Source organism: Streptomyces sp. NBC_00258 (genome assembly GCF_036182465.1).
Lineage (GTDB): Bacteria > Actinomycetota > Actinomycetes > Streptomycetales > Streptomycetaceae > Streptomyces.
This window is the reverse complement of sequence record NZ_CP108081.1, coordinates 4,648,175-4,675,009: the sequence shown is the minus strand read 5'-3', so window position 1 is coordinate 4,675,009 and position 26,835 is coordinate 4,648,175. Positions and strand designations below refer to the sequence as shown.

The window sequence follows — 26,835 nt, the reverse complement described above, 5'->3', positions numbered from 1 at the left end:
GTCAGCTCTCCGTCGTCTCGGCGGCCGCTGCCGTCTTCCGCGCACGGCGGCGGGGAGTGGCCTCGGGGGCGGCCTCGACCGCGTCCGCGACGGCGGCCGTGGCTGCCGTCTTGCGGGTGCGGCGCGGCTTGACCGGGGCCTCGGCCGGGGCGGCCTCGGTGGCCTGGGCCGGGATGTCGGCCTCGGCGACCGCGACCTTGCGGGTGGTGCGGCGGCGGGGCTTCGTCTCGGCTGCCTCCGCGGTGTCCACGGCGGCCTCTGCGGCTGCCGCGGTCTTGCGGGTGCGGCGCGGCTTCGTCGCCGTGGCCGCCGGCGCGTCGACCGTCGTGCCCTCGGCGGTGTCCACCGCGGCCTCGGCGGCCTTGCGTGTACGCCGACGCGGCTTGGCCTCCGCGACGGGCGCCTCGTCCACCGGAGCGGTCTCCGCGACCGTGGCGGCGGTGACGGCCTTGCGGGTGCGGCGGCGCGGCTTGGCCTCGGCCTCCTCGGCCACCTGGGCCGGGATGGCGGCTTCGACGGCCTCGACGGCTGCGGCGACCTCGGCGGACGCGGCGGCCTTACGAGTACGGCGGCGTGGCTTGGCCTCCGCGGCCTCGGCGGTGTCCAGGGCGGCCTCAGCGGCTGCCGTGGTCGTCGCCTTGCGGGTGCGGCGCGGCTTGGCCTCGACGGCCTCCACCGGCTCGACAGTGGCTTCCACCGCGGCCACGGGGGCCTCGGTGGTCTTCCGCGTACGGCGGCGCGGCTTCGTCTCGGCGGCCTCCGCCGTCTCGACGACCGGGCCTTCGGCGGTGTCCACAGCGGTCTCGGCAGCCGTGGTGGCCGTGGCGGACTTGCGGGTCCGGCGGCGCGGCCTGGTCCCGGACGCCGGCTCGGACACCTCGACCGACTCGGCGACGGGGGCCGCGGGGGCCTCCTCGACGACGGCGGCCTCGGGCTGAGCGGCTTCCGCGGTCCGGCGCGAACGGCGGCGACGCGACTTGGCCTCTCCGGCGACCGGCTCGGCCGGCGGGGTCGGCTCGGCGGCCTCCGCCACCGTGCCCTCGGCCGTGGCGACGGCCGTCTCGGCAGCCTCCGACGCGCCACCGGCACGCGTACGACGACGGCGACGCGGCGTGCGCGGCTCCGTGACCGCGGCGGCCGGCGCCGACTCCGCGGTCTCCTGCGTGGTCTGCTGCTCCGTGGCGTCGAGCGGCGTGCCGTTGCGGGTGCGGCGACGGCGACGCGGCGTACGAGCCGGGCGCTCGCGGTCGCGCTCGGCGACCGGGGCCGAGGCCGGGGCGCCGCCGGGACGGCCACCGCGGCCGCGCGGGCCACCACGCCCGCCGGTCTCGCCGAGATCCTCGACCGCCTCGGCCGAGAGACCCGCGCGGGTGCGCTCGCCACGCGGCAGGACACCCTTGGTGCCCGCCGGGATGTTCAGCTCTTCGTAGAGGCGCGGGGACGTGGAGTACGTCTCCGGCGGGTCGCTCAGACCGAGGTCCAGCGCCTTGTTGATGAGCTGCCAGCGCGGGATGTCGTCCCAGTCGACGAGGGTGATCGCGATGCCCTTGGCACCCGCGCGGCCCGTACGGCCGATGCGGTGCAGGTACGTCTTCTCGTCCTCGGGGGACTGGTAGTTGATGACGTGCGTGACGCCCTCGACGTCGATGCCGCGCGCGGCCACGTCGGTGCAGACGAGCACGTCCACCTTGCCGTTGCGGAAGGCGCGCAGCGCCTGCTCGCGGGCGCCCTGGCCGAGGTCGCCGTGGACCGCGCCGGAGGCGAAACCGCGCTGCTGCAGCTGGTCGGCGAGGTCCGCCGCCGTCCGCTTGGTGCGGCAGAAGACCATCACGAGACCGCGGCCGTCGGCCTGCAGTATCCGCGAGACCATCTCCGGCTTGTCCATGTTGTGCGCGCGGTAGACGAACTGCTTGGTGTTGCGGACCGTCTGGCCCTCGTCGTCCGGCGCCGTGGCGCGGATGTGCGTGGGCTGCGACATGTAGCGGCGCGCGAGGCCGATGACCGCGCCCGGCATGGTCGCCGAGAACAGCATCGTCTGACGGCGGGCCGGCAGCATGTTGATGATCTTCTCGACGTCGGGCAGGAAGCCCAGGTCGAGCATCTCGTCGGCCTCGTCGAGGACGAGGGACTTGATGTGCTTCAGGTTCAGCTTCTTCTGGCCCGCGAGGTCCAGCAGGCGGCCCGGGGTGCCGACGATCACGTCGACGCCCTTCTTGAGGGCCTCGACCTGCGGCTCGTACGCCCGGCCGCCGTAGATGGCCAGAACGCGTACGTTACGGACCTTGCCGGCCGTCAGCAGGTCGTTCGTGACCTGGGTGCACAGCTCGCGCGTCGGGACGACGACGAGGGCCTGCGGGGCCTCGGTGAGCTGCTCGGGCTTGGCCCGGCCCGCCTCGACGTCCGCGGGAACGGTCACGCGCTCCAGGAGCGGAAGACCGAAGCCCAGCGTCTTGCCGGTGCCGGTCTTGGCCTGGCCGATGACGTCGGTGCCGGTCAGGGCAACGGGGAGCGTCATCTCCTGGATCGGGAAGGGACTGGTGATGCCGACGGCCTCAAGGGCTTCGGCTGTCTCGGGAAGGATCCCGAGGTCTCGGAAAGTAGTCAGGGTGCTGCCTCTTCTGTGTACGCGGTGCGAGGCGAGCGCGGGGGTCGTGTCGGGACCGTGCCGGGGACGTCGGCCGCTCTTGACCAGCGGGCCGGGTGGCATGGGACCACTGCCGACGCTCGAGCTCTCGTACCGCTGAGGGTTCCCTCCGGGTGTCGTACGCAATGTGCCGTACCGACGTGGAGGGCTGTCTGGTCGGAGCCGATCGGGCCACCGACCGGGCATCCTCATTCGTGCGGCCCGTCGAGTTACGTAGATCAACTCACCGAGCGCATTACCACCATACCCCGGAATCGCGCATATGCGATGGCCGATTTGGTCACGTAGCCGTCGTCACACTGATTGACCAGGGCCTTCCGTCGTACGGTGGGCGGGCTATTGTGCGCTTCATGACGACGCCTGACAACGCTTCCGACGCATCTGCCGCTCACACCGGAGTCGCCGCCCAGGACTGGGCCAAGGCCTCCGTCGACCCCCAGTACCGCGCCGCGGTCGTGGACCTGATCGGAGCGCTGGCGTACGGGGAGCTGGCGGCGTTCGAGCGCCTCGCGGAGGACGCGAAGCTGGCGCCGACGCTCGCGGACAAGGCGGAGCTGGCGAAGATGGCGTCGGCGGAGTTCCACCACTTCGAGCAGCTGCGGGCCCGGCTCACGGAGATCGGGGCGGAGCCGACGCAGGCCATGGAGCCGTTCGTCGCCGCGCTCGACGGTTTCCACAAGCAGACCGCGCCCTCGGACTGGCTGGAGGGGCTCGTCAAGGCGTACGTCGGCGACTCGATCGCCAGTGACTTCTACCGGGAGGTCGCGGCGCGGCTCGACTCCGACACTCGGGGGCTCGTGCTGGCCGTGCTCGACGACACCGGGCACGCGTCGTTCGCCGTCGAGAAGGTGCGGGCCGCCATCGACGCGGATCCGCGGGTGGGCGGGCGACTCGCCCTGTGGGCGCGGCGGTTGATGGGCGAGGCGCTGTCGCAGTCCCAGCGGGTGGTCGCCGACCGGGACGCCCTGTCGACGATGCTCGTCGGTGGGGTGGCCGACGGGTTCGATCTCGCCGAGGTGGGGCGGATGTTCTCGCGGATCACCGAGGCGCACACCAAGCGGATGGCCGCGCTGGGGCTGGCCGCCTAGCTTTTTGGCGCCGGTTCGTTTTCCTTGGGTCGTTCGTTTTCTGCGGGTGCGTGGGGACTGGTCGCGCCCACGCGGCGGAGCCGCATATGTCACAGCCCCGCGCCCCTAAGAAGGGGCGCGCCTCAATCGTCGTCCCTCACACCGTCGCCGAGTGGCGGCTGAGTCTTCCCGCGGGGCGTAGGAGCAGGGAGACGGACGCCGCCGAGACCGCCACCGCGCCGAGCATCACGGGCAGGAAGCCGACGGATCCCAGGGCGGTGTGGGTCAGGAAGGCGCCGAAGAGGCCTCCCGCGACACCTGTCCCGAGGACGAGGCTGCGAGCGGGCAGGCGGTGAGGCAGGCGATACGCGGCAGCCCAGGCCAGTGCCAGACCGAGGATCGCGGAGCCGAGCGCTTCCAAGAACATCAAAGGGTCCCTCCCGCACGGCCGTGTGCACTTCGGTCGTAGCCCGTCATACCCGTGACCTGCGGAATGCAATCCTCCTCTGTGAGCAAGTTGTGCTCCATCCGTGAAGCACGGACACCAGGGGCGAGAGCATGGAAAAGGGGCTCGGCGGCAAACTGCCGCCGAGCCCCTTCTCATCGCCTTACAGCGCGCTGAAGCCCACCTTGCGCGTCGTCGGCTCGCCGAGCTCCACGTAGGCGAGGCGGTCCGCCGGGACCAGGACCTTGCGGCCGTGGTCGTCCACGAGGCTGAGCAGCTGCGACTTGCCGGCCAGCGCCTCGGACACCGCGCGCTCGACCTCTTCCGGGGTCTGACCGCTCTCCAGAACGATCTCGCGGGGCGCGTGCTGCACGCCGATCTTGACCTCCACGGCTATGTCCCTCCGACGGTCACTGATGTGCGCGTTCGTCCGCGCCGTACGCAGCACACATTAGCCCGGTGAGGGGACGTACATGCTCCGCCCGAGAACGCCAGGAGCGAACATCCCGTGGGAACAAAGTGGCGGTCAGCGGTGATCCCCCGTGATCAGTGGTGATGCCCCGGTCCCGTGGTGCTCCGTGCTCCGTGCTCCGCGGTCAGTGGTGCTCGCTGCCGTGCAGCGGGAAACCGGCGATGCCCCGCCATGCCAGCGAGGTCAGCAGCTGCACCGCCTGGTCGCGCGGCACGCTGCGGTCGCTGTGCAGCCAGGAGCGGGCCACCACCTGGGCGAGTCCGCCGAGACCCGAGGCCAGCAGCATCGACTCGGCCTTGGACAGGCCGGTGTCCTCCGCGATGACCTCGCAGATCGCCTCCGCACACTCGAACGTGACCTTGTCGACCCGCTCGCGCACCGCGGGTTCGTTCGTCAGGTCCGACTCGAAGACCAGGCGGAACGCGCCGCCGTCGTCCTCCACGTACGCGAAGTACGCGTCCATGGTCGCCCGCACCCGCAGCTTGTTGTCCGTCGTGGACGCCAGGGCGGCCCGTACGGCCTGCAGCAGTGACTCGCAGTGCTGGTCCAGCAGGGCGAGGTACAGGTCGAGCTTGCCGGGAAAGTGCTGGTAGAGCACCGGCTTGCTGACGCCCGCGCGTTCGGCGATGTCGTCCATCGCGGCCGCGTGATATCCCTGCGCGACAAACACTTCCTGGGCAGCGCCGAGGAGCTGGTTGCGTCGGGCACGGCGCGGCAGGCGTGTGCCCCGCGGGCGCGCCGCCTCTGTCTGCTCGATGGCTGTCACGCCGCCTCCCAAAATCGTCCACATTGCGGTGAGCGCCGCGCGGCCATCGTACTTTTCGGTAACCGTGGTGTGCGCGGTGCGAGCGCAGAATTTCACGGACCGGACGCCGGTGATAACCCTGCATAACCCTTCATGAAGGGGCATACCGGGCGGTCGCTCCTTCTCCGACTCCGTCCCGGTTCGCCTCACCTCGGCTCAGCGGTAGTCGTCCTCGTCGAGTTCGACGACTCTCGCCTGTTCCGCGAGGTCCGCCTCGTTGGCACTGTCCGTGTCCGCGTCGGTCAGTGATTCGTCGCGGTGGGGTGTCAGGTCCGCGTGCTGTTCGGCCGCGTCGGCTTCGGGGGCCTCGACACCGATCTCGGTGTCGTCGGATTCCTCGATGGTCTCGGGGTCGGTGGGGTCGACGGTCATGTGTCCTCTTCCCGAGTGGGTGCGAGTGCGCTCTTGTGCCAGTAACGAGTGCCCTCGTCTATGAAGCGTATGAGAGTCGAGATCCGGACGCTATGCGATCGCGCCGAGGTCCGGTCGCGCTCCGGTCGCAGTCCGGCCGTGGTCCGGCTGCCGTCCGGTCGCGGTCCCGCCGCCGCACGGCCGCCGCTCGGGCGTCGGCCGGGCGTCGGCCGGCCCGTCGTGCGACACCGGACCCTGTGACTGCGAACACACGATCCAGCGCGTGATCGTCTCGTAACATTGCCGCATGTCTTCGACCGAACTGCCGTCCGTGCTGGCCACTTCCGTCGCTCCGAAGGTCGGGACCGTCAGGGTGGCCGCGGGGGAGCGGCTGCGCACGGTCGGGCTTCCCGGGATCACGCTGACGGTCCGGTCGAGACCGCCGGTGCGGGAGGGGCTGCCGCCCGCGCTGTACGTGCACGGGCTGGGCGGTTCCTCGCAGAACTGGTCGGCGCTGATGCCACTCCTGGACGGCCTCGTGGACAGCGAGGCCGTCGATCTGCCGGGCTTCGGCGACTCACCGCCGCCGGACGACGGCGACTACTCGGTGACCGGGCACGCACGCGCGGTCATCCGCTACCTCGACGCGGCCGAGCGCGGTCCCGTGCACCTCTTCGCGAACTCGATGGGCGGCGCCGTCACGACACGCGTCGCGGCCGTACGGCCCGATCTCGTCCGCACGCTCACCCTCGTCTCGCCGGCGCTCCCGGAGATCCGGGTGCAGCGCACGGCCGTACCGACGGCGCTGCTCGCCCTGCCCGGCGTGGCGGGCCTGTTCACCAGGTTCACCAAGGACTGGTCGGCCGAACAGCGCGTACGCGGCGTCACCGCGCTCTGTTACGGCGACCCCGGCATGGTCACGCCCGAGGGATTCCGCAACGCGGTCGAGGAGATGGAGCGGCGGCTCGCCCTCCCCTACTTCTGGGACGCCATGGCGCGCTCGGCACGCGGCATCGTGAACGCGTACACGCTGGGTGGCCAGCACGGACTGTGGCGCCAGGCCGAGCGGGTGCTCGCGCCGACGCTCCTCGTCTACGGGGGTCGCGACCAGCTCGTCTCGTACCGTATGGCCCAGCGGGCGGCACGCGCCTTTCGCGACTCGCGGCTGCTGACGTTGCCTGACGCGGGACATGTGGCGATGATGGAGTACCCGGAGACCGTGGCCACGGCCTTCCGCGAACTCCTCGCGGACACCGGCGAGTTGGCCGAAACCGGCCCTACCAGCGCGAGGAGCTGAGGCGGGACGTGGGACGTCACAGCCGCCGCGGGCCGGCCCCCAAGGGCGACACCGCCGACATACACGTGGTTCCCGCTGCCCGGCCGGAACCGGAGCCGGAGAAGAGAAAACGGACCGGGCGCCGACGGGGGACCGACGGACAGCAACCTCCTCAGCCGCAGACCGGCGGGACGCCGGACCAGGGCGTGCCCCGGCTGCCCGAGGGGTGGGCACCCCGAGGGTCCGAGGGCGTGCCGGGGCAGGGAGTTCCGCGGTCAGGGGGTGGGATGCCTCCGGGCGGAGCACCGCGTCGAGCCCCGGGTGGGACCTCGGGATTCGCGGGTGGCGCGCCGACGGGGGGACCTTCGCGGTTCTCCGGCGGCCCGTCGGCGGGAGCGCCCGCCGGTGGAGGGCCTCGGCTTCCCGACGGCACGCCCGCCCACGGGTTTCCGCGCCTCCCCGACGGGACTCCGGCGCACGGATTCCCGCGGATGCAGGACGGAACGCCCGCCCACGGTTTTCCGCGTATGCAGGACGGCACCCCTGCCTACGGCTTTCCCCGGCTGCCCGACGGGACTCCGGTCCGTGGCATGCCGCGTAATCCCGACGGCACTCCCGCTCACGGCGTACCCCGGGTCCGCGGTGGGCATCCCGAGCAGCGCGAAACCGGCGGTGCCTGGGGCGATTTGAGGGGTGGGCCGCCGGCGGGCGCCGGGTACGGAGGGCCACAGGCATCCCCGCAAGGGCCTCCCGGGGCGGTGCGGCCCGGGCCCGGGCAAGGTCAAGGGCTGCCGCAGGGCCGGTCCGGCCCGACGGTTCCCCGGCAGCGCTTCGCCCCGCCCCGGTCCGGAGCCGGTGGCCCCCGGCAGGCCTACGTCGACGCCTTCGAACAGGGCGACGACCCCTTCGCGCCCCGTTCGGCCGCCGCGGCGACGCTTCGCGCGGACCCTTACGCCTCCGTCACCGTCTGGGACGACGAGGTCGAGCACAAGGTGGCCCCGGGCGGGCCCAGGAGGCCCCCGGGCGATGAGGAGCCCCCGGATGCGCGGCCCGAGAAGGCCAGGGGAGGCAAGGGCCGGGCCTTCACCGGCATCGCGGCGGCAGCCGTCACCACCGTCCTTGCCGTCGTCGTGGCCGGGCAGGTCACCGGCGGGCGCGACGACGACTCCGTACGCTCGCAGTCCGCGAAGGGCGCCGACCGGGAGGCCAAGGACTCGGCGTCGCGCACCGACAGCCGGCCGGTCCCGTCCGCTTCGGCGGGTGGGGACGCGGATGCGGTCACGTTGTCGTACTCCCAGCAGATGGCGAAGAAATATCCCCTGGCGGCCGATCTCAAGGGCTCCGGGGAATTCGACGTGATCCCCGGGTTCGACAAGGCGCCGGGAACCGGGCGGAAGTACACCTACCGCGTCGACGTCGAGAAGGACCTCGGCCTCGACGGTGGGCTCTTCGCGCAGGCCGTGCAGAAAACCCTGAACGACGACCGGAGTTGGGCCCACGACGGCGGCCGTACCTTCGAGCGGGTCTCCTCCGGGAAGCCCGACTTCGTCATCACCCTGGCGAGTCCCGGGACCACGGCGTTCTGGTGCGCCAAGTCCGGCCTCGACACCACCGAGGACAACGTCTCCTGCGACTCGGCCGCCACCGACCGCGTGATGATCAACGCGTACCGCTGGGCCCAGGGTTCCGAGACGTACGGCGACAAGATGTACGCGTACCGCCAGATGCTGATCAACCACGAGATCGGCCACCGGCTCGGCTTCGGCCATGTGAGCTGCAGCGTGGACGGAGCGCTCGCACCCGTCATGCAGCAGCAGACCAAGTTCCTCGACCACGACGGAATCCGCTGCCGGCCCAACCCGTGGGCCTTCCCCGGGAACTGATGGCCTTGGAACCGACGGAACCGGCGGAACCGACGGAACTGGCGGCGCTTGGAGCTGGCGGCCCTTCGTCGGGAACCGGCGGGCTGTGACATGACGAAACGTGTTCGGTTGATCTCTTAGCGCGACAGAACGCGACCCGCACGGGAAAGTTACGACCGTTCACCCCTTTTGGTGGCGCGATGGACAACCGTCCATCGCGCCACCGTCATGTCCGCATACGTTCGTCCCGCTGCGAGCCGCCGGGTCAACGGCGGCTCCCCATACGGGAGATCGGGGGTGCGCTCGTGCGCATCGGACTGCTTACGGAGGGTGGCTATCCGTATGTGAGCGGTGACGCCAGGCTCTGGTGCGACCGGCTCGTGCGCGGGCTCGGGCAGCACGAGTTCGACATCTACGCGCTCAGCCGCAGCGAGCAACAGGAGGACGAGGGCTGGATCGAGCTCCCGCCCCAGGTCAGCCGCGTACGCACCGCCCCGGTGTGGACCGCCGACGACGACGGTGTCGGATACGGGCGACGGGCGCGGCGGCGGTTCGCCGAGTGCTACGAAGAGCTGGCGGCGGCCGTGTGCGCCGGGGACGCGCCTGTGGGATCCGCCGCGTTCGGGGGATCTGTCGCGTCGGCCGGGACTGCGGCGACAGCCGGATCCGTTGGAACGGCTGAGGGCGGAGGAGCAGTCGGGGGTGCTTCCGAGGGCGCTTCCGCGGGTGTGGCGGACCGTTTCGGCAGTGCGCTGTACGGGCTTGCGGAACTCGCCCGGGACGAGGGCGGACTGGTCGGCGCCCTGCGCTCCGAGACCGCTGTGCGCGCCCTGGAGCGCGCCTGCCGCGCGCCCGGCGCACTTCGTGCCGCACGGGGCGCACGCGTTCCGGATCTGCTCACCGTCGCCGCCCAGGTGGAGCGCACGCTGAGACCGCTGTCCCTCGACTGGTACGAGGACGACGGGCTCGGCTCGGTCGACCTGTGCCACGCCACGTCCGGCGGCGCGGCGGCCCTGCCCGGTCTCCTGGCGAGGCACTTCACGGGCGTGCCCCTGCTCGTCACCGAGTACGGCGTGCAGCTGCGGGCGCACTATCTGGGCGCGCGGGAGGATCTGGAGGGCCGTGCGGCCTCGTCCTCCGCGCGGGCGCTGCTCGCCGCGTTCCACGGCCGGCTCGCCGCCGAGGCGTACCGGCAGGCCGAGATCGTCACGCCCGGCAACACGCACGCCCGCCGCTGGCAGGAGCGCTGCGGCGCCGACCGTGCCAAGATCCGTACGGTCTATCCCGGCATGGAGGCGTCCCGCTTCTCGGACGTGGGCGAGAGTGCCGAGGCCGCCGACGCGTACACCCTGGTGTGGGTCGGGCGCATCGAGCCTGCCAAGGACCTGATCTCGCTGCTGCACGCCTTCGCGGAGATCCGCAAGGACGAGCCGAAGACGCGGTTGCGCATCGTCGGCGCACCGGCCGAGGGGCTGGAGGGCGCGACCTATCTGGCGCACTGCAAGGCACTGGCCGCGCAGCTCTTCCCCGACGAGGCCGACGGCGTGCACACCGTCGGCGACAACCCCGTCTCCTTCGAGGAGATCGGCGGACCGGAGGTGCCGACCCTCCCGGAGGCGTACGAGGCGGGCGCCGTCGTCGTCCTGTCCAGCGTCGTCGAGGGCTTCCCGATCAGCCTCGTCGAGGCGATGTTCTGCGGACGCGCCACCGTGTCCACCGACGTCGGCGCGGTCGTGGAGGTCATCGGCGGTACGGGTCTCGTGGTGCCGCCGCGCAATCCGCGGGCGCTCGCCGAGGCGTGCGTCTCCCTGCTGCGCGACCCGGAGCGCCGTGCGCGCCTCGGCGCGGCGGCACGCGCGCGTGCGCTCGAACTGTTCACCGTCGAGCAGAACATCACGGCATTTCACGGCATTTACCTGGAGATCGTCTCGCGCTGTCCGGTCCGGCGGGTCGTCGTCGACGCCTCGGGCGAACCCCTGCCGTTCGCCATACCGGCCGAGGTCCATGTGCCGGGGCGGTGGGCCGAGGCCGGCACACGGCTGGTCGCGGGCAGACCCGGGCCCGGATGGGCGGCGGGACCGCCGGTCCGGGGCCTCCCACTCGGGTCCGCCTCGGGAGCCGCTTCCTCCGGCGAGCCCGTGCCCGCGGGGGAGGGGGCGTGGTGAACGGACGGCGACGGACCGGGCGCGCGGACGCCACCCAGGCTCCGGGAAGCCCCGAGGCATGGGACGCGAGGTCCGAACAGTGGCTGACCGGCGTCGAGGAGTCGGGCACCCCGGACGCCGAGGTGGGCGAGACGAGGGTCGTCGACGTCCAGCCGGGAGAAGTCCGCGTGGTGGACGTGCAATTGGGGGAGTCGAGGGTGGCTGATGCCCGGCGCGGGGCGTCGAGAGTGACGGATGCCCGGCGTGCGGCGCCGCGGGCCACGGATGCCCGGCCGGTCGATTCCGGGGGCCCGGAGCGGGCCGACGACTCCGCAGCCGCGGACGCCCGGCCCGGACAGCCGAGGGTGGCGGATGCCCGGCTCGGGTGGGATGCCGTTTCGGCTGCGGCTGCGGCTGCGGGTGCCGGCTCGGACTCGGGTGTGGGTGTGGCTTCGGCCTCCGGCCGGAAGCCATCGGCTCGCGTGGGCGAGGCCGCGTCCGCCGTCCGCGGGGCTCCCTCCCACGGGAGCGAACCGGCCGGCTTCGACCGCGAGGCATCCGCCTACGCCAGGGGAGGTGCTGCCGCAGACCGCAAACCCTCCGCCCGGCGCGGTGCCGTCGACCCCGTGAAGGCCCTGATGCACCGCCACCGCGAACTGTGCGAGCGCGCGGTGGACCCACTGGAGATCGCCGCGGGCCTGGAGGCGCACGGTGTGACCGACCGGACGGCCACGCGCTTCCGGCACCGGGACGTGTTCTCGCTCGCCGAGGAGATGTACGCGCGCGTGCCCCGCGCCGGTGACACGGAACAGCGGACCGAGGCGCCCGACACCCCCAGGGTGCGCGCCGACTGGGCGCTGCTCACCCTGCTGCCGGGCGCCCTCTGCGCGGCGACCGTGACCGGGCTCCGGTTCACGGAGGGACGGCCGCGTCTCGCGGTGGCCGTCGTGGGCGTGTTCGCCATCTCCATGGGCCTGCGCGCGGCCGTACGCCACGGCCCGCTGCGCGCCGCACGCGCGTGGCATCCGACCACGTCCACGCGTGCGTGGACCTGCGGGCTCCTCGCCTACGTACTCCTCGGCGACGGTCTGCTCGCCGCGGGCATCGAGGGCGGCCCCGACGGACCGCCCACCGGCGGCTCCGACAGCCCCTGGCCGATCGCCCTCGCGTCCGTCGTCGCCCTCACTTCGGCCGTCGTCCCGGCGGCCTGGTGCGCCCACCTCTTCGCCGTACGCGCCCGGCGCCGACTCGCCACCAGCCGGGGCCTGGAGGAGTTCGCCTCCTCCGTGAGGCCCCTGCTCCTGGGCGTGTTCGGACTGTTCCTCTGTGCCCTGGGCGGGCTGCTCGCCGGCAGCGGGGCATGGCTGGGCGAGCCTCCCGCATACGCCGCGGCCGGTGCCCTCGGCGCCCTTCTGCTGCTCGCCCGGCTCCTCACGGTGCACGGCTTCACCCACGCTCCCGCCGTCATCCTCGCTGCCGCGGGCACGGCCGAGGCGCTGGCACTGGTGAGCGTCTTCGCGGGCCGTCTGCCCGGCTGCGCGCTCCTGGGCCGGCCCGTCGAGACCGTGGCCGCCGCCTGGGGGCCGGGATCCGTCCCCGCCCTCGTGTGCGGGGGCGCGGCACTCGTCCTCCTGATCCACGCGACCAGGACCCTCACCCGGGCCTCGGCCCACGCGGCACACGGCGACACGCCGTGAACCGCCCCCGGCGCCAGGCCTCCGCGCCGAGCGCCCTTCCCGCGGGGCCGACACCGCGGGCCTTCCGCACGACCCACGGCAACACCCTGAAGGAGAACGCCAGATGATCACCCTCCGCATCGGAGAATCCGCCCCGGGAGCCGCCCGATGAGGGTGCTGCTGATCGGAGCCAACGGATACCTGGGCCGCTTCGTCGCCGACCGTCTCCTCGCCGACCCCGCCGTGCAGCTCACCGCGCTCGGCCGGGGCGACGACGCGGACGTACGCTTCGACCTCGCCAGCGGCAGCCCGGGAGCGCTCACCCGCTTCCTGGACGCGGTGCACCCCGGCGTAGTCGTCAACTGCGCCGGAGCCACCCGCGGCGGCGCCCGCGAGCTGACCCGGCACAACACCGTCGCCGTCGCCACCGTCTGCGAAGCCCTGCGCCGCAGCGGCTGCGGCGCACGCCTCGTGCAGATCGGCTGCGGCGCGGAGTACGGCCCCAGCCAGCCCGGCTCCTCCACGGCCGAGGACGCCGTGCCCCGCCCCGGCGGCCCGTACGGCGTCAGCAAGCTCGCCGCCACCGAACTCGTCCTCGGGTCCGGCCTCGACGCCGTCGTCCTGCGGGTGTTCTCGCCCGCCGGACCCGGCACCCCGGCAGGATCGCCCCTCGGCCGCCTCGCCGAGGCCATGCGCCGCGCCATGCAGTCCGGCGACGGCGAACTCAAACTCGGTGGCCTGGGTGTCCAACGCGACTTCATCGACGTACGCGACGTCGCCCGTGCCGTCCATGCCGCCTCCCTCTCCGCCGCGCAGGGCGTCATCAACATCGGATCCGGTCGTGCCGTACGCCTCCGCGACGCCGCCTCCGTCCTCGCACGCGTCGCCGGCTACGGCGGTGCCCTGCACGAACTCGACGGACCACCCGTCCCGGTCAGGCCGTCCATCGGCCACCCCCGCTCCGAAGCGGAGCACACGGCCCCGGCCGCCTACCCCTACCCGGACGGCTGCGGCAGCTGGCAGCAGGCCGACGTGCGCACCGCACGCGACCGGCTCGGCTGGCGCCCCCGGATCAACCTCGAGGAATCCCTCGCCGACATCTGGATGGAGGCGGCATGCCGCATCTGACCAGCACCGCAACGGGCACCGCGAGCACCGACTTACGGGTCGGCTTCGGTATCCCCGGCTATGCGCACCCCCTTGTCGCCCCGGTCGAGTGGGGCGAACTCACCCGCCCCGGAACCCCCTTGCACTGGGTCGTCCTGAACGTCGCCGACGGCCCCGGCACCCGCCCCGACCCCCGCTGCCTGGAAGCGGCCGGACGTCTGCGCAACGCGGGTGTCCGGGTCCTCGGCCACCTGGACATGACGTACGGCGCACGAGCCTTCGGTGAGCTCGTCTCCGACGCGCACCGCTATCTCGACTGGTACCAGGTCGACGGCTTCCTCCTGGACCGCTGTCCCACGGAGCGGACAGCACTGCCCGAGGTCCGTCGTAAGGCCACCACCCTGCGCGCGCTCTTCGGCGAGGGCCACGAGGGCCACATCGTGCTCGGACACGGCACCCACCCGTATCCCGGATATGCCGAGGCCGCCGACCAGTTGGTGACCTTCGCCGGCCCCTGGAGCGATTACCGCTGGTCGCAGGTGGCCGAGTGGACCGCCGAGTACCCACCCGAGCGCTTCTGCCACTTCGTGCACAGCGTGCCCCGGGGCCATCTCGACGAGGCGCTGCGCATCGCCCGATGGCAGGGCGCCTCGACGATCTACTTCACCGACCGCACGGATCGCGGGGGTTCGGCCGACCCCTGGGAGAGCATGCCCGGCTACTGGGACGAAATCGTCTCGCGGATCGGAACGGGTGTCTCGGAATGAAGAAGGGCGTGGCAGTGTTACGGGGAGAACAACTGTAGTGATTGACCGACCAACGGAGTCCCCGTGTCGCTGCCACCCCTGGTCGAGCCAGCTGCTGAGCTCACCGTAGACGAGGTCCGCAGGTACTCCCGCCACCTGATCATCCCCGACGTGGGCATGGACGGGCAGAAGCGGCTGAAGAACGCCAAGGTGCTCTGTGTGGGCGCCGGCGGCCTGGGCTCGCCGGCGCTGATGTACCTGGCCGCCGCCGGCGTGGGCACGCTCGGCATCGTGGAGTTCGACGAGGTCGACGAGTCGAACCTGCAGCGCCAGATCATCCACAGCCAGGCGGACATCGGCCGCTCCAAGGCCGAGTCGGCCCGCGACAGCGTGCTGGGCATCAACCCGTACGTGAACGTCGTCCTTCACGAAGAGCGGCTCGAGGCCGAGAACGTGATGGACATCTTCAGCCAGTACGACCTGATCGTCGACGGCACGGACAACTTCGCGACCCGCTACCTGGTCAACGACGCGTGCGTGCTGCTCAACAAGCCGTACGTGTGGGGCTCCATCTACCGCTTCGACGGCCAGGCCTCCGTCTTCTGGTCCGAGCACGGCCCCTGCTACCGCTGCCTCTACCCGGAGCCCCCGCCCCCGGGCATGGTCCCCTCCTGCGCCGAGGGCGGCGTCCTCGGTGTGCTGTGCGCGTCCATCGGTTCCATCCAGGTCAACGAGGCCATCAAGCTCCTCGCGGGCATCGGCGAGCCGCTCCTCGGCCGCCTGATGATCTACGACGCCCTGGAAATGCAGTACCGCCAGGTCAAGGTCCGCAAGGACCCGAACTGCGCGGTCTGCGGCGAGAACCCCACCGTCACCGAGCTCATCGACTACGAGGCCTTCTGCGGCGTCGTCTCCGAGGAGGCCCAGGAGGCGGCCGCCGGCTCGACGATCACTCCCAAGCAGCTCAAGGAGTGGATCGACGACGGCGAGAACATCGAGATCATCGACGTCCGCGAGATCAACGAGTACGAGATCGTCTCGATCCCCGGCGCCAAGCTGATCCCGAAGAACGAGTTCCTCATGGGCACCGCCCTGGAGACCCTCCCGCAGGACAAGAAGATCGTCCTGCACTGCAAGACGGGTGTCCGCAGCGCGGAGGTCCTCGCGGTCCTCAAGTCGGCCGGTTTCGCGGACGCCGTGCACGTGGGCGGCGGCGTGATCGGCTGGGTCAACCAGATCGAGCCGGAGAAGCCCATCTACTAGGGACAGGCTTCGCAGGCACAGTCCTTGCGGCGAGGGGCTCGGCACCGGGTGTGCCGGGCCCCTTTCCGTTGCCCCGGTCGGGACTGCGGTGGTCGGGACTTCGGTGGTCAGGACGGCCCGGGTCGGGATCGCTCCCGTCGGGGCCGCCCGGATCTCTACTCGCAGACCTTGCCGTCCTGCGGCACCTTCCCGTCCAGCAGGTAGTCGTTCACCGTGCTGTCGACACAGTCGCTGCCGCTCCCGTACGCCCCGTGTCCCTCGCCCTTCCAGGTGAGCTGCACACCGACGCCCTTGCCCAACTCGTCGGCCATCTTGCGGGCACCCTCGTACGGCGTCGCCGGGTCGCCGGTGTTGCCCACCACCAGGACGGGCTCCGCGCCGGGGGCGCTCACCTCCGCCGTCTCGTGCTGGCCGGCCACCGGCCAGTCGTGACACCAGCCCGCCGTGTCCCAGCCCATCGAATCGCCGAAGACCGGCGAGATCTTCCGGAACTCGGGGAGCAGCGCCTTCGCCTCCTCGGGCGTCGGCCGCTCCTTGTCGTCCAAGCACGATATGACCCGTTGTGAATGCGTCGTCGTGCCGTAGCGCCCCGACGCGTCACGGTCGTTGTAGCCGTCGGCCTGTGCGAGCAGTTCCGTACCGTCGCCGTCCTCGGCCGCTTCGAGTGCGCTGGTGAGCGCGGGCCAGGACGACTTGCTGTAGAGCGGGTAGATGACGCCCGTGAGGGCCAGCTGCTGGGTGAGGTCGCGGCCGCTCGCCGTCGGCAGCGGCTCGGAGTCGATCCGCTTCAGCAGATCCACGATCTTCTGGGAGCCCTCCTGCGGGTCCTGGCCCGTCGACTTGAGGTAGTCCTCCAGGGCGCGCTGGAAACCCTTGGCCTGGTTCTTGGCGTGGCCCACCGTGCCCGCGCTCGGGTCGACGACCGCGTCGAGGAGCAGGCGCCCCACGTTCTTGGGGAACAAGTGGGCGTACACGCCGCCCAGTTCCGTGCCGTACGAGATGCCGAAGTAGTGCAGCTTCTGGTCGCCGAGGACATGGCGCATCAGGTCCATGTCCCGGGCCGTGTCGGTCGTCGAGACGTGCTCCATGAGCTTGCCCGCCGACTCCTCACAGCCCTTGCCGAAGTCGGCCGCGTCGTTGAGGAACGTGGTCTCCTCGGCGGAGGTGTCCGGAGTGGTGTCGACCGACTCGGCCGTCTCGATCTCCTTGTTGTCGCGGCAGCGCACACCCTCGCTGGCCGCGACGCCGCGCGGGTCCCAGCTCACCAGGTCGTACCGCTTGTGGAGCTCGGCGAACGTGGGCCCGTACGGCGGCAGGTAGTCGACGCCCGAGCCGCCCGGGCCGCCGAAGTTGAACAGCAGCGAGCCGAGGCGCTCGTCCGAGGAGCCGCTCGACTCGCTGCGGATCAGCGCTATGCCGATGGTCTCGCCCTTCGGCTTCGACCAGTCCAGCGGCACCTTGAGCGTCGCACACCGCCAGTCGCCGCCCGGCGCGGCGCCGGTCTCCGTGGCCTTGCAGCCTTCCCAGTCGAGCTTCTGCGAAGTGAGGGAAGCGGGCAGCCCGGTGGTGTCGGAGGGCGCCGCGGCAGGCGGCCTTCCGTCGTCCTTGCTCTCGTCCTCATCGCTCCCGGACGAGCCGCTGCAGCCGGCCACCAGCAACGCGGCGGCGGCCACAGCCGTCCACCGTGCGATACGCGCCATGAACACTTCCCCCCTCGCGGGCGTCGTCCGCCGGATGTCGCGGATGACAGTCAGGCAATAGTAGGCAGATGGCCGCGAGCGCCGTGATGCCCTGTGGATAACCGTCTGACCTGCTACTTCACGAGCAGATCTTGCCGGTCGGCGGGACCTTGCCGTTCAGCAGGTAGCCGTTCACGGCGTCGCGCACGCACTTGTTCCCGCTGTCGTACGACCCGTGCCCCTGGCCCTTGTACGTCAGCTCCACGCCGACGCCCTTGCCGAGCGAGTCCACCATCCTGCGGGCGCCCTCGTAGGGCGTCGCCGGGTCGCCGGTGTTGCCGACCACGAGGATCGGCGCCGAGCCCGGCGCGCTCACGTCCGGGTGGTCGGCGGCGCCCGCCACCGCCCAGTCGGTGCAGCCGACCAGGCCCCACGCCAGGTAGTCGCCGAAGAGCGGAGAGGCCTCGCGGAACTCCGGGAGCTTCGCCTGCACGTCGGCGGTGGTGTAGCGGGGCTTGTCGTCGGCGCAGTTGATGGAGACGTTGGCGGCGGCGATGTTGCTGTACTCGCCGTCCTGGTTGCGGCCGTTCATCGAGTCGGCCAGCAGCATCAGCACCCTGCCGTCACCGTCGTACGCCTGCTGGAGTCCCTCGGTGAGGTACTCCCAGAAGTCCTTCGAGTACAGGGACTGCGCGATGCCGCTGGTGGCGGCGGTCTGGGTCAGCTGACGGGGGAAGACGCCCGGGATGGGCTTGCTGTCGAGGTCCTTGAGCAGTTCGGCGATCCGGTCCTTGACGTCCTGGGCGCTGTCGCCGAGCGGGCAGTCCTCCGTCTTCGACGTGCAGTCCTCGGCGAAGTTGTCGAGCGCGAGCTGGAAGCCCTTGGCCTGCCCGAGGGACCCCTGCTCCGAGTTCTGAGTCGGGTCCACGACCGCGTCGAAGACAGCCCGCCCCACCTTCTTGGGGAACAAGTGGGCGTACACGCCGCCCAGTTCCGTGCCGTACGAGATGCCGAAGTAGTGCAGCTTGTCGTCGCCGAGAACCTGCCGCATCAGGTCCATGTCGCGGGCCGCGTCGGTGGTGCGTACGTACGGGAGGGTCTTGCCGGAGTTCTTCTCGCAAGCCGCGTTGAACTCCTGGGTGTTGTCCAGGAGCGTCTTCTGCTCGGCGGTGTCGTCGGGGGTGGCGTCCTGCTGGAAGTACTCGTCGAGCTGTTCGTTGCTCTCGCACTTCACGCCCGCGCTGCGGCCGACGCCCCGGGGGTCGAAGCTGACCAGGTCGTAGCGGGTGCGCAGTTGCTCGTAGTCCTGGCCGAACGCGGGGAGCGTGGTCACGCCCGAGCCGCCCGGGCCGCCGAAGTTGAAGACCAGTGAGCCGATGCGCTTGTCCTTGGCGCCGCTGGCCTCCGCGCGGATCAGTGCCAGCCCGATCGTGTCCCCTTTGGGCTTGTCCCAGTCGAGGGGCGCCTTCAGGGTCGCGCATTTCCACGTGTCACCGTCCGGAAGGGGCGACGGGGCGTCTCCGCCGCCCTCGGCCTCGGAGGGCTCCGGGCAGTCCTTCCAGCTCAGCTTCTGCGCCGACAGGTCCTCGTCCTTGGAGTCACCGTCGCCGCCGCAGCCGGCGAGGGCCGCCGACAGCAGAACGGCGGTGGCGGTCAGGGCGGCGGCCCGCAGCGGGGAAGGGTTCGGCATGCTCCCATCCTGAGGTCGCCCAGGGCGGGGCGCTCGGGGCACGGGCCGTGCGGGTGAGAGCCCCGACGTCCGTCTGCGGAGCGTGCTCTGGTGTCCCAGCGGCCAGCCCAGGGGCCGTCCCCAGGGGTCAGAGCGCGCCCTTGCGCGTCAGGTGGTTGAAGAACAGCCACCCCGGCAGCACGGGCAGCCACAGTGTGAGCAGGCGGTAGAGGAGGACGGCGGGCGCCGCGACCTCGCTGGGGAGTCCGACGGCGATCAGACCGACCGTCAGGGTCGCCTCGACAGCGCCCACGCCACCCGGGGTGGGCGCCGCGGAGCCGAGCGCGTTTCCGGCGAGGAAGACCACGGCGACGCTGGCGATGCTCAGCGAGGGCATGCCCTCGGTCCCGAACGCCCGGACCGACGCGTCGAGGCACATCACGAAGCAGGCCGTCAGCAGGAGCATGCCGCCGATGCCGGTGAGGAGCTTCTGAGGCCGCTGCAGCACATCCAGCATGCGCGGCACGACTCCCGCGAAAAGCGACCTCACGCGCGTGACGACGAATTTGCGCAGGAACGGCACCGAGGTCACCACGAGGACGAGGACCGCGACGGTCAGCAGACCCGCGATGACGGTCCTGGACGGCGACAAGGAGGGTGTCTTTTCGGTACCCGTCAGATAGCCGAAGGAGAGCAGCATCAGGATGTGGCAGCCGAGCCCGAACAGCTGCGACGCGCCGACACTCGCCACCGCGAGCCCGGGCCGTACCCCCGAGCGCTGGAGGAACCGCGTGTTGAGGGCGACACCGCCCACTGCCGCGGGCGCGACGATCTTCACGAAGGACCCGGCTACCTGCGCGGCCACGGTCCGCATGAACGGCACCCGCTCGGGCACGAAGCCCAGCAGGCTCATGGCCGCCGCGAAGTAGCTCAGCATCGAGAAGAGCACGGCCGCGGCGACCCAGCCCCACTCGGCTTCGTCGAAGAGCGTGCCGAACTCGATGTGCGTGAGCTGCGTCAGCAGGAAGTACGCGCCGAACGCGCCCGCGATGAAACTGATCAGGGTGCGAGGCCGGATGCGCTCCAGACGGGCCGGTTCGACCGGCGCCTGCGGCCTGATCAGGAGCACCTGGTGGCGGATCTGGGTGAGCAGATCCTCCTCGCGCGCCTCCTCCAGAGCGTCGTCGATGGCGCGCTTCTCGGCCCGCTGTTCCGCGCGTGCGGCCTTCTTGTCGGGCTTCTCCAGGACGGGCCTGGTCGCCTCGGAGGTGTGCTCGTGCTCCTCGGCGCGGGCCAGCTTGGCCTGCCGGGAGGCTTCCAGAACGGCCTCGCGCTCGCGCTCCGACCGCTCCCTGGCCAGCTTCCGCAGCGTCGCGCGGTGGGAGCGCGTGAGCGCGATGGGCTGCAGCATGGGCAGACAGTCCGCGACCGCGTCCGGGCCGAGGACCCCGACGGCCGACGCCACCGCGCGCTCCGCGCCGATCCGCAGGCCGAGCGTGGTCACCAGCTGGGCGACGTCCATGCGCAGCAGCAGCTCACCGGCGGCGATCTCGCCGTTGCGCAGATCCGTGAGGATCACCGTGCCGGAACGATCCACCAGGATCGCGTCGCCGGCGAGCCTGCGGTGCGCGATGCGCCGGGACTGCAGCGCCTGTACCTGGTGCCAGGTGTCCCGGAGCAGCTCGTCGGTGATGTCCTCGTCCGGCAGCGAGTCGAGCGTGCGACCACCGGTGTGCTCGTAGACCAGCATCACGGCGTCGGGGCCCAGTTCGGAGGTCGCGATCAGCTTGGGCGCGTTGGCTCCGGCCGCGATGGCCGCGTACGCGAGGAGGGCCTCCTGCTCCAGAGCCTGGCGCAGTGACTGGAGGCTGCGCCGCGTGGTGATGCCCCGCAGCGTCAGACGGCGCCACACGCGGTAGAAGAAGCCCTGTGCCTGCTGCTCGCGGTCGACCACTGTGACGTCCAGCGGTGGACCGTCCTGGAGCGTCACGAAGTACCGGCGGCCACGGTCGCCGTCCAGGGCCTCCGGAGTCTCGTCCCTGGCCGCGCTCACCGGGTGGAAGCCGACGTGCCGCAGGCCCGCCATCAGGGTCCGCCCCGTGGGCCGCACGTTCGGCGAGCCGACCGCGTACAGCGTCCCGTACGCCACGCTCCAGCCGATCAGCACGGTCAGGATGATCGAGAACGGGGTCGTGTAGCCGGTGACCAGCATGGAGAAGGCGTCGAGCATCAGCACGACCCACAGCACCGCGCGCCAGCGTGGCCGGCGCGACATGCCGACGGCCGTCATGTACGCGATGACCGGCGCGAGATAGCCGTGCACCGGGTCGGTGAGGGCGTGGATGTCGCCGGGGGAGGGCTGTGTGAGCGCCTTCTGGATCGAGCCCGGTGCCGCCTTGGCGACCCACAGGTCGGTGGCGAGTGTCACTCCGTGTGCGAGGACCGCGGCCAGCACACCGTCGGCGATGCGCAGCCCGTCGCGCTTGATCAGCCGCTCGATGGCGAACGCGACCGGCACCAGCAGGATCGCGATGCTCGACGCGAGCCCCGCGATCTTGATCAGCAGGTCGGGTGCCTCGTCGGTGCCCTTGTTGATGTCCTGTGCCAGCCCCGACGTCGTGCCGTGCGCGAACGCGGCGATCGCCAGCAACAGGGCGATCGCGAGCACGCCCACCAGGAGACGCATCAGGTCGGAAGGGCGGTGCACGCGCGCGGGGAGCAGCGGTTCGTCGCCCTCGACCTCTTCGCTGTGGGCGTCGTCGGCGCAGTCCGCCGCCTCGTCGCCCCTCTCCTCGTGCGCGTCCGCCTGCCCGTCGGCTCGTCCGTCGGGGTCCGTCTTCTTGGTCAGATCGGCCTTCTCGGACGCGTTCGCGGTGCGCTCGTCCGTGTCGTCGCCGGTGTCCGGGCGCGACGAAACCTCAGAGGTGCCCTCCGCGTCTTCGGGGTGCACGCCCTGCTGTTTCATCGTCTCTTCTTGATCTCGTATCACCAGTAACCGCCCGCACGATGGTGGCATGCCCCGCCGACACAGGGGGGCATCAGGGTGCAATGCGGGGTCGCACAGTCTGCCTCAAGCGCTGCTCCGGGGCGAGGGATACGCACAGTCGCCACCGCGTCACAATGTCGGTGCTCTGGGGCAGGATGGGCCGGATGAGCGAGCAGAGCCTTCCGGCGGACGCCCTGCCGGAGTACGCGGAGCGGGTCCTCGACGTCGCCGAGTTGATCCCGCCCGGGCGTGTCATGACGTACGGAGATGTCGCCGAATGGCTGGAGGAGGGCGGGCCCCGACAGGTCGGCCGCGTCATGGCCCTCTACGGAGGAGCCGTTCCCTGGTGGCGGGTCATACGCGCGGACGGCAAGCTGCTCCCCGGCCACGAGCTGGAGGCGCTCGGCCACTACCGCGCGGAGGGCACGCCGCTGAAGGAGGCGAGCAGAGCATCCGAGGGCCATCTCCCGCGGGTCGACATGAAACGGGCCCGGTGGGACGGCGGCGGGCGCACGGAGAGTCACACCTGACAGCTTCCGGCATTGGATGGTCGGGAGGGGTACCGGTGGCCCGTACGGGGGAAGCGGGGCACGTCCGTGACATGCCGTACGTTCGTGGGGCGGGAGACGCGTGTGCCTGGTGGGAACAAGAGGAAGCGCTGCTTCCACCACATCCACCGGCGTAGCGTCGACGGCGCGCATCCCGTTCATCCCGCGGCCACCGCCCTCAACGCGCGAGGGGCCCTCCATCCGATGCCCCACCACCACCCCTGAATGACGGCGTTCCGCGTCGACAGAGACAGACCCAAGCACACCCACCAGGACCGGCGAACCACGTGAGCTCCTCTTTCTCCACCAGGCGCCTGTCGCACCCCCAGGGGCGACAGGGGACCCGTGGCGCTTACCGACTGGTGCGTACCCCGCCGGCCAGGGTGGCTCCCCCTCTGCTGGACGCAGGGCAGCGCGCGGCGGTTGACCACGAGCACGGCCCCCTGCTCGTCCTCGCAGGTCCGGGCACCGGCAAGACGACCACACTCGTGGAGTCCGTCGCGGCGCGGATCGCACGAGGCACGGACCCCGAGCGGATCCTGGTGCTCACATTCAGCCGCAAGGCCGCCGTGGAACTGCGTGACCGCATGGCGCTGCGCATAGGAGCGGCCCGCGCGCCCCAGGCGACGACCTTCCACTCCTTCTGCTACGCCCTTGTCCGCGCCCACCAGGACAGCGACCTGTTCGTCGAGCCGCTGCGGCTGCTCTCGGGCCCCGAACAGGACGTGGCGGTACGGGAACTGCTCGCGGGCCAGCCCGGCCTGGAGCGGCTCGGCCTCGCCCATGTGCGCTGGCCGGACGAACTCCGCGCCTGTCTGACCACGCGCGGCTTCGCCGACGAGGTCCGCGCGGTCCTCGCCCGCAGCCGCGAACTGGGCCTCGGCCCCGACGCCCTCCAGGCCTTCGCACGGCGCATCGGCCGCCCCGACTGGCTCGCCGCCTCCGCCTTCCTCGCCGAGTACCTCGACGTCCTCGACATGCAAGGAGTCCTCGACTACGCGGAACTGGTCCACCGCGCGGTGCTCCTCGCCCGGCGCCCCGAGGTCGCCGAGCGCCTCGCCGCCCAGTACGACGCCGTCTTCGTGGACGAGTACCAGGACACCGATCCCGCACAGGTACGGCTGCTGCACGCGCTCGCGGGCGGCGGCCGCACCCTCGTGGCCTTCGGCGACCCCGACCAGTCGATCTACACGTTCCGGGGCGCCGATGTGAACGGCATCCTCCAGTTCCCGGAGGCCTTCCCGCGCGTGGACGGTACATCGGCGCCGATGGAGGTCCTGAGGACTTCACGCCGGTCAGGCGCCGGCCTCCTGGCGGCTACCCGGCTGCTGACCCAGCGCATGCCCCTGACCCGCCTTCCCGCGGAGAAGGTACGCGCCCACAGGGAGCTGGCCCCCGTACGGGACGGCGGCAGCGTCGAGGTCCACACGTACCCGACGCCCGGCACGGAGCTGGACAACATCGCGGACATCCTGCGCCGCGCCCACCTGGAGGACGGCGTCCCCTGGAGCGAGATGGCCGTCCTGGTGCGCGCGGGCTCCCGCACCATCCCGACGATCCGCCGCACCCTCACCGCGGCCGGTGTCCCCCTCGACATCGACGGCGACGACCTGGCGTTGCGGCACGAACCGGCCGTGTCGCCCCTCCTGACGGCACTCAGGGCGGTGGCCGCGGCGGAGACCTCGGGCCCGACGGGCGCGGCGGCGGGCGTACGTCCCGACGAGGACAGGCATCCCGATGAGGGCGTGCGAGCGGACGAGAGCGTACGGGCCGATGAGGGCGTACGGACCGGGGCGGATGAACTCGCGGCCGGGGTGGACGAACACACGACCGGCGGTGTGGACGAACACGCGGAGACAGGCCTCCAGGACGACGCACGCGTCGGGGAAGTCGGCGAGCGGGCCGAAGAAGCCGACGCGCCCCACGAGGAGCCCGATCCCTCCCAGGACCTCGACCCCTCTCAGGACCCCGACTCCTCCCAGGACCGCGGCCCCTCCGAGGAACCCGCCCCGGAAGCGCCCTCACCCGACAGGCCCTGGCTCGACACCGAGACCGCGCTCAGCCTCCTCGCGTCCCCGCTGGCCGGCATGGACGCCGCCGATCTGCGCCGCCTGGGCCGTGCCCTGCGCGAGGAGGAGCGCGCCGCGGGCAACCATGTGCCGCCGCCCTCCGACGAGTTGCTGGCGCGAGCACTGGCCGAGCCCGAGCGGCTGGTCGCCCACGACCCGTCGTACGCGCGCGGAGCCCAGAGGCTGGGTGCCCTGCTGCGGAAGGCACGGGAGCGCCTCGCGGGCGGCGGTACGGCCGAGGAGGCGCTCTGGGAGCTGTGGGACGGCACGCCCTGGCCGCAGCGCCTGGAGCGGGCCGCCCGGCGCGGCGGCGCGGCCGGCCGCAACGCGGACCGCGACCTCGACGCCGTGTGCGCGCTGTTCGCCACCGCGTCCCGCGCGGAGGAACGCACCGGAGGCCGCGGCGCCCTCAACTTCCTGGAGGAGATCGACGCCGAGGACATCGCGGCCGACACGCTCACCCGCAGGGCCGTACGCCCCGACGCCGTACGGCTGATGACCGCACACCGCTCCAAGGGCCTGGAGTGGCGCCTCGTGGTCGTCGCGGGCGTCCAGGAGGGTCTGTGGCCCGACCTGCGCCGCCGCGGTTCCCTCCTGGAGGCCGACCGCATCGGACGCGACGGCCTCGCGGAGCCGCTCACCCCCGGAGCGCTCCTCTCCGAAGAACGCCGTCTGTTCTACGTGGCCGCCACGCGCGCGCGTGAGCGCCTCGTCGTCACCGCCGTGAAGGCCCCGGCCGACGACGGCGACCAGCCCTCGCGCTTCATCACCGAACTCGGCGTGGAGCCCAAGGACACGACGGGCCGTCCCCGCCGCCCCCTGTCCGTCGCCGCGCTCGTCGCCGAACTGCGCGCCACGACGGTCGACCCACGCGTCTCGGACCGGCTCAGGGAGGCCGCCGCCCGCCGGCTGGCCAGGCTCGCCGCGCTCGGTGACGAGGACGGCCGCCCCTTCGTGCCGTCCGCCCACCCCTACCGCTGGTGGGGCATGTACGAGCCGACCGAGAGCAAGGTGCCGCTGCGCGACCGCGACCATCCCGTGGTGCTGTCCGGAAGCGCCCTCGACCAGCTCGCCAACACCTGCGCCCTGCAGTGGTTCCTGGGCCGCGAGGTGAAGGCCGACGCCCCCGCGACCGTCGCCCAGGGCTTCGGCAACGTGGTGCACGTCCTGGCCGACGAGGTCGCCTCCGGCCGCACCCCCGCGGACCTCGCCGTCCTCATGGAGCGCCTCGACTCCGTGTGGAACGCGCTCGCCTTCGACGCGCCCTGGAAGTCGGCGCAGGAGAAGGAGCACGCGCGCGTGGCGCTCGAACGCTTCCTGAAGTGGCATGTCATGGACCGCACGGGCCGCACACCGGTGGCGAGCGAGCACGACTTCGACGTCACCCTCGAAGCGGGCTCCTACGAAGTGCGCATCCGCGGCTCCATGGACCGCGTCGAGCAGGACGCCGACGGCCGCGCCTACGTAGTCGACTTCAAGACCGGCAAACAGGCACCGAGCGCGGCCGATGTCGCCCATCACCCGCAGCTCGCCGTCTACCAGCTCGCCGTCCGTGAAGGCGCGGTCGACGAGGCCTTCGAGGGCGAACGCCCCGACCCGGGCGGCGCCGAACTCGTCCAACTCCGTCAGGGCGCCCCCAAGAAGGACGGCGGCGAGACCCTGCCCAAGGTGCAGGCCCAGGAGCCACTGGAGGGGGAGTGGGTCGGCGACCTCCTCGCCACCGCGGCGGGCAAGGTCCTCGACGAACGCTTCACGCCGACGACCGGCCAGCAGTGCACCCACTGCGCGTTCCGTGCCTCGTGCAGCGCACGACCGGAAGGGCGGCACGTGGTCGAGTGATGGGTGCCGTCGAGTGACGGGAATGCGGGAATGGTCGAGTGATGGGCGCGGTCGAGTGACGGGAATGGCCGAGTGACGGCCACGGCCGAGTGACAGGGCGCGGGTCCCGGAGAGCGAGCGGACAACCGCCGCAGCGGGGATCCGCCGTTCGGAGGGCTCCTGCCGTACGCGAAGTGACGTACGGCAC

General features: G+C 71.8%; 18 protein-coding genes. 10 read left to right on the top strand and 8 right to left on the bottom strand.

Going from position 1 to position 26,835, the window contains the following annotated elements:
- Nucleotide 1: 1 nt before the first annotated feature.
- A complete protein-coding gene (locus OG718_RS20685; protein ID WP_328844770.1) occupies nt 2-2,515 on the bottom strand; it encodes a DEAD/DEAH box helicase in 2,514 nt (837 codons plus the stop codon).
- A gap of 479 nt (nt 2,516-2,994) precedes the next feature.
- Between OG718_RS20685 and OG718_RS20680 the strand changes: the two genes are divergently transcribed.
- Nucleotides 2,995-3,732 (top strand): ferritin-like fold-containing protein, encoded by a 738-nt coding sequence (locus tag OG718_RS20680; protein WP_143636528.1) that lies wholly within the window; start codon nt 2,995-2,997, stop codon nt 3,730-3,732.
- A 136-nt stretch (nt 3,733-3,868) separates the two neighbouring features.
- Here OG718_RS20680 and OG718_RS20675 read toward each other — a convergent pair whose 3' ends face one another.
- The 4 genes from OG718_RS20675 to OG718_RS20660 all read right to left on the bottom strand — a co-directional run bounded on the left by OG718_RS20675 (nt 3,869) and on the right by OG718_RS20660 (nt 5,805).
- Nucleotides 3,869-4,138 carry a hypothetical protein gene (locus tag OG718_RS20675; RefSeq protein ID WP_143636527.1) on the bottom strand — a complete coding sequence of 90 codons (270 nt, stop codon included), beginning with the start codon at nt 4,136-4,138 and terminating at the stop codon, nt 3,869-3,871.
- 181 nt (nt 4,139-4,319) lie between these two features.
- Complete coding sequence (locus OG718_RS20670) at nt 4,320-4,547, bottom strand: DUF3107 domain-containing protein (RefSeq protein WP_055610545.1); 228 nt, start codon at nt 4,545-4,547, stop codon at nt 4,320-4,322.
- Nucleotides 4,548-4,752: 205 nt separating this feature from the next.
- Complete coding sequence (locus tag OG718_RS20665; protein WP_143636525.1) at nt 4,753-5,394, bottom strand: TetR/AcrR family transcriptional regulator; 642 nt, start codon at nt 5,392-5,394, stop codon at nt 4,753-4,755.
- Between the two features lie 195 nt (nt 5,395-5,589).
- Complete coding sequence (locus OG718_RS20660; protein ID WP_143636523.1) at nt 5,590-5,805, bottom strand: hypothetical protein; 216 nt, start codon at nt 5,803-5,805, stop codon at nt 5,590-5,592.
- Nucleotides 5,806-6,091: 286 nt separating this feature from the next.
- Here OG718_RS20660 and OG718_RS20655 point away from each other — a divergent pair, with 286 nt between their 5' ends.
- The 7 genes from OG718_RS20655 (at nt 6,092) to moeZ (ending at nt 15,858) form a co-directional block, all read left to right on the top strand.
- Nucleotides 6,092-7,081, top strand: coding sequence for an alpha/beta fold hydrolase (locus OG718_RS20655; RefSeq protein ID WP_306938144.1), 990 nt, complete (start codon nt 6,092-6,094; stop codon nt 7,079-7,081).
- Between the two features lie 8 nt (nt 7,082-7,089).
- On the top strand, nt 7,090-8,943 hold the full coding sequence (locus OG718_RS20650; RefSeq protein WP_328844769.1) for a DUF3152 domain-containing protein: 1,854 nt from the start codon (nt 7,090-7,092) through the stop codon (nt 8,941-8,943).
- Between the two features lie 284 nt (nt 8,944-9,227).
- Nucleotides 9,228-11,087 (top strand): DUF3492 domain-containing protein, encoded by a 1,860-nt coding sequence (locus OG718_RS20645; RefSeq protein ID WP_328844768.1) that lies wholly within the window; start codon nt 9,228-9,230, stop codon nt 11,085-11,087.
- On the top strand, nt 11,081-12,763 hold the full coding sequence (locus OG718_RS20640) for a hypothetical protein (RefSeq protein WP_328844767.1): 1,683 nt from the start codon (nt 11,081-11,083) through the stop codon (nt 12,761-12,763). Before OG718_RS20645 ends, OG718_RS20640 begins: the two co-directional genes overlap by 7 nt.
- 147 nt (nt 12,764-12,910) lie before the next feature.
- The gene (locus OG718_RS20635; protein ID WP_055610539.1) at nt 12,911-13,870 is read left to right on the top strand and encodes an NAD-dependent epimerase/dehydratase family protein; all 960 of its coding nucleotides are present in this window, start codon (nt 12,911-12,913) and stop codon (nt 13,868-13,870) included.
- Nucleotides 13,858-14,616, top strand: coding sequence for a spherulation-specific family 4 protein (locus OG718_RS20630; protein ID WP_143636515.1), 759 nt, complete (start codon nt 13,858-13,860; stop codon nt 14,614-14,616). The genes OG718_RS20635 and OG718_RS20630 overlap by 13 nt, the downstream gene beginning before the upstream one ends.
- 63 nt (nt 14,617-14,679) lie before the next feature.
- Complete coding sequence (moeZ, locus tag OG718_RS20625) at nt 14,680-15,858, top strand: adenylyltransferase/sulfurtransferase MoeZ (protein WP_143636513.1); 1,179 nt, start codon at nt 14,680-14,682, stop codon at nt 15,856-15,858.
- 155 nt (nt 15,859-16,013) lie between these two features.
- On the opposite strand, the gene OG718_RS20620 is transcribed toward moeZ, so the two are convergent.
- The 3 genes from OG718_RS20620 to OG718_RS20610 all read right to left on the bottom strand — a co-directional run bounded on the left by OG718_RS20620 (nt 16,014) and on the right by OG718_RS20610 (nt 22,171).
- Nucleotides 16,014-17,558 carry an alpha/beta hydrolase gene (locus tag OG718_RS20620; protein WP_143636511.1) on the bottom strand — a complete coding sequence of 515 codons (1,545 nt, stop codon included), beginning with the start codon at nt 17,556-17,558 and terminating at the stop codon, nt 16,014-16,016.
- A 118-nt stretch (nt 17,559-17,676) separates the two neighbouring features.
- Entirely contained in the window at nt 17,677-19,227 is a 1,551-nt protein-coding gene (locus OG718_RS20615) for an alpha/beta hydrolase (RefSeq protein WP_328844766.1), read from the bottom strand.
- A 127-nt stretch (nt 19,228-19,354) separates the two neighbouring features.
- The gene (locus tag OG718_RS20610) at nt 19,355-22,171 is read right to left on the bottom strand and encodes a lysylphosphatidylglycerol synthase transmembrane domain-containing protein (protein WP_143636507.1); all 2,817 of its coding nucleotides are present in this window, start codon (nt 22,169-22,171) and stop codon (nt 19,355-19,357) included.
- 185 nt (nt 22,172-22,356) lie between these two features.
- Here OG718_RS20610 and OG718_RS20605 point away from each other — a divergent pair, with 185 nt between their 5' ends.
- Both OG718_RS20605 and OG718_RS20600 read left to right on the top strand, forming a co-directional pair.
- Nucleotides 22,357-22,722, top strand: coding sequence for an MGMT family protein (locus OG718_RS20605; RefSeq protein ID WP_143636505.1), 366 nt, complete (start codon nt 22,357-22,359; stop codon nt 22,720-22,722).
- A gap of 305 nt (nt 22,723-23,027) precedes the next feature.
- The gene (locus OG718_RS20600; RefSeq protein WP_443055131.1) at nt 23,028-26,648 is read left to right on the top strand and encodes a UvrD-helicase domain-containing protein; all 3,621 of its coding nucleotides are present in this window, start codon (nt 23,028-23,030) and stop codon (nt 26,646-26,648) included.
- Nucleotides 26,649-26,835 lie beyond the last annotated feature (187 nt).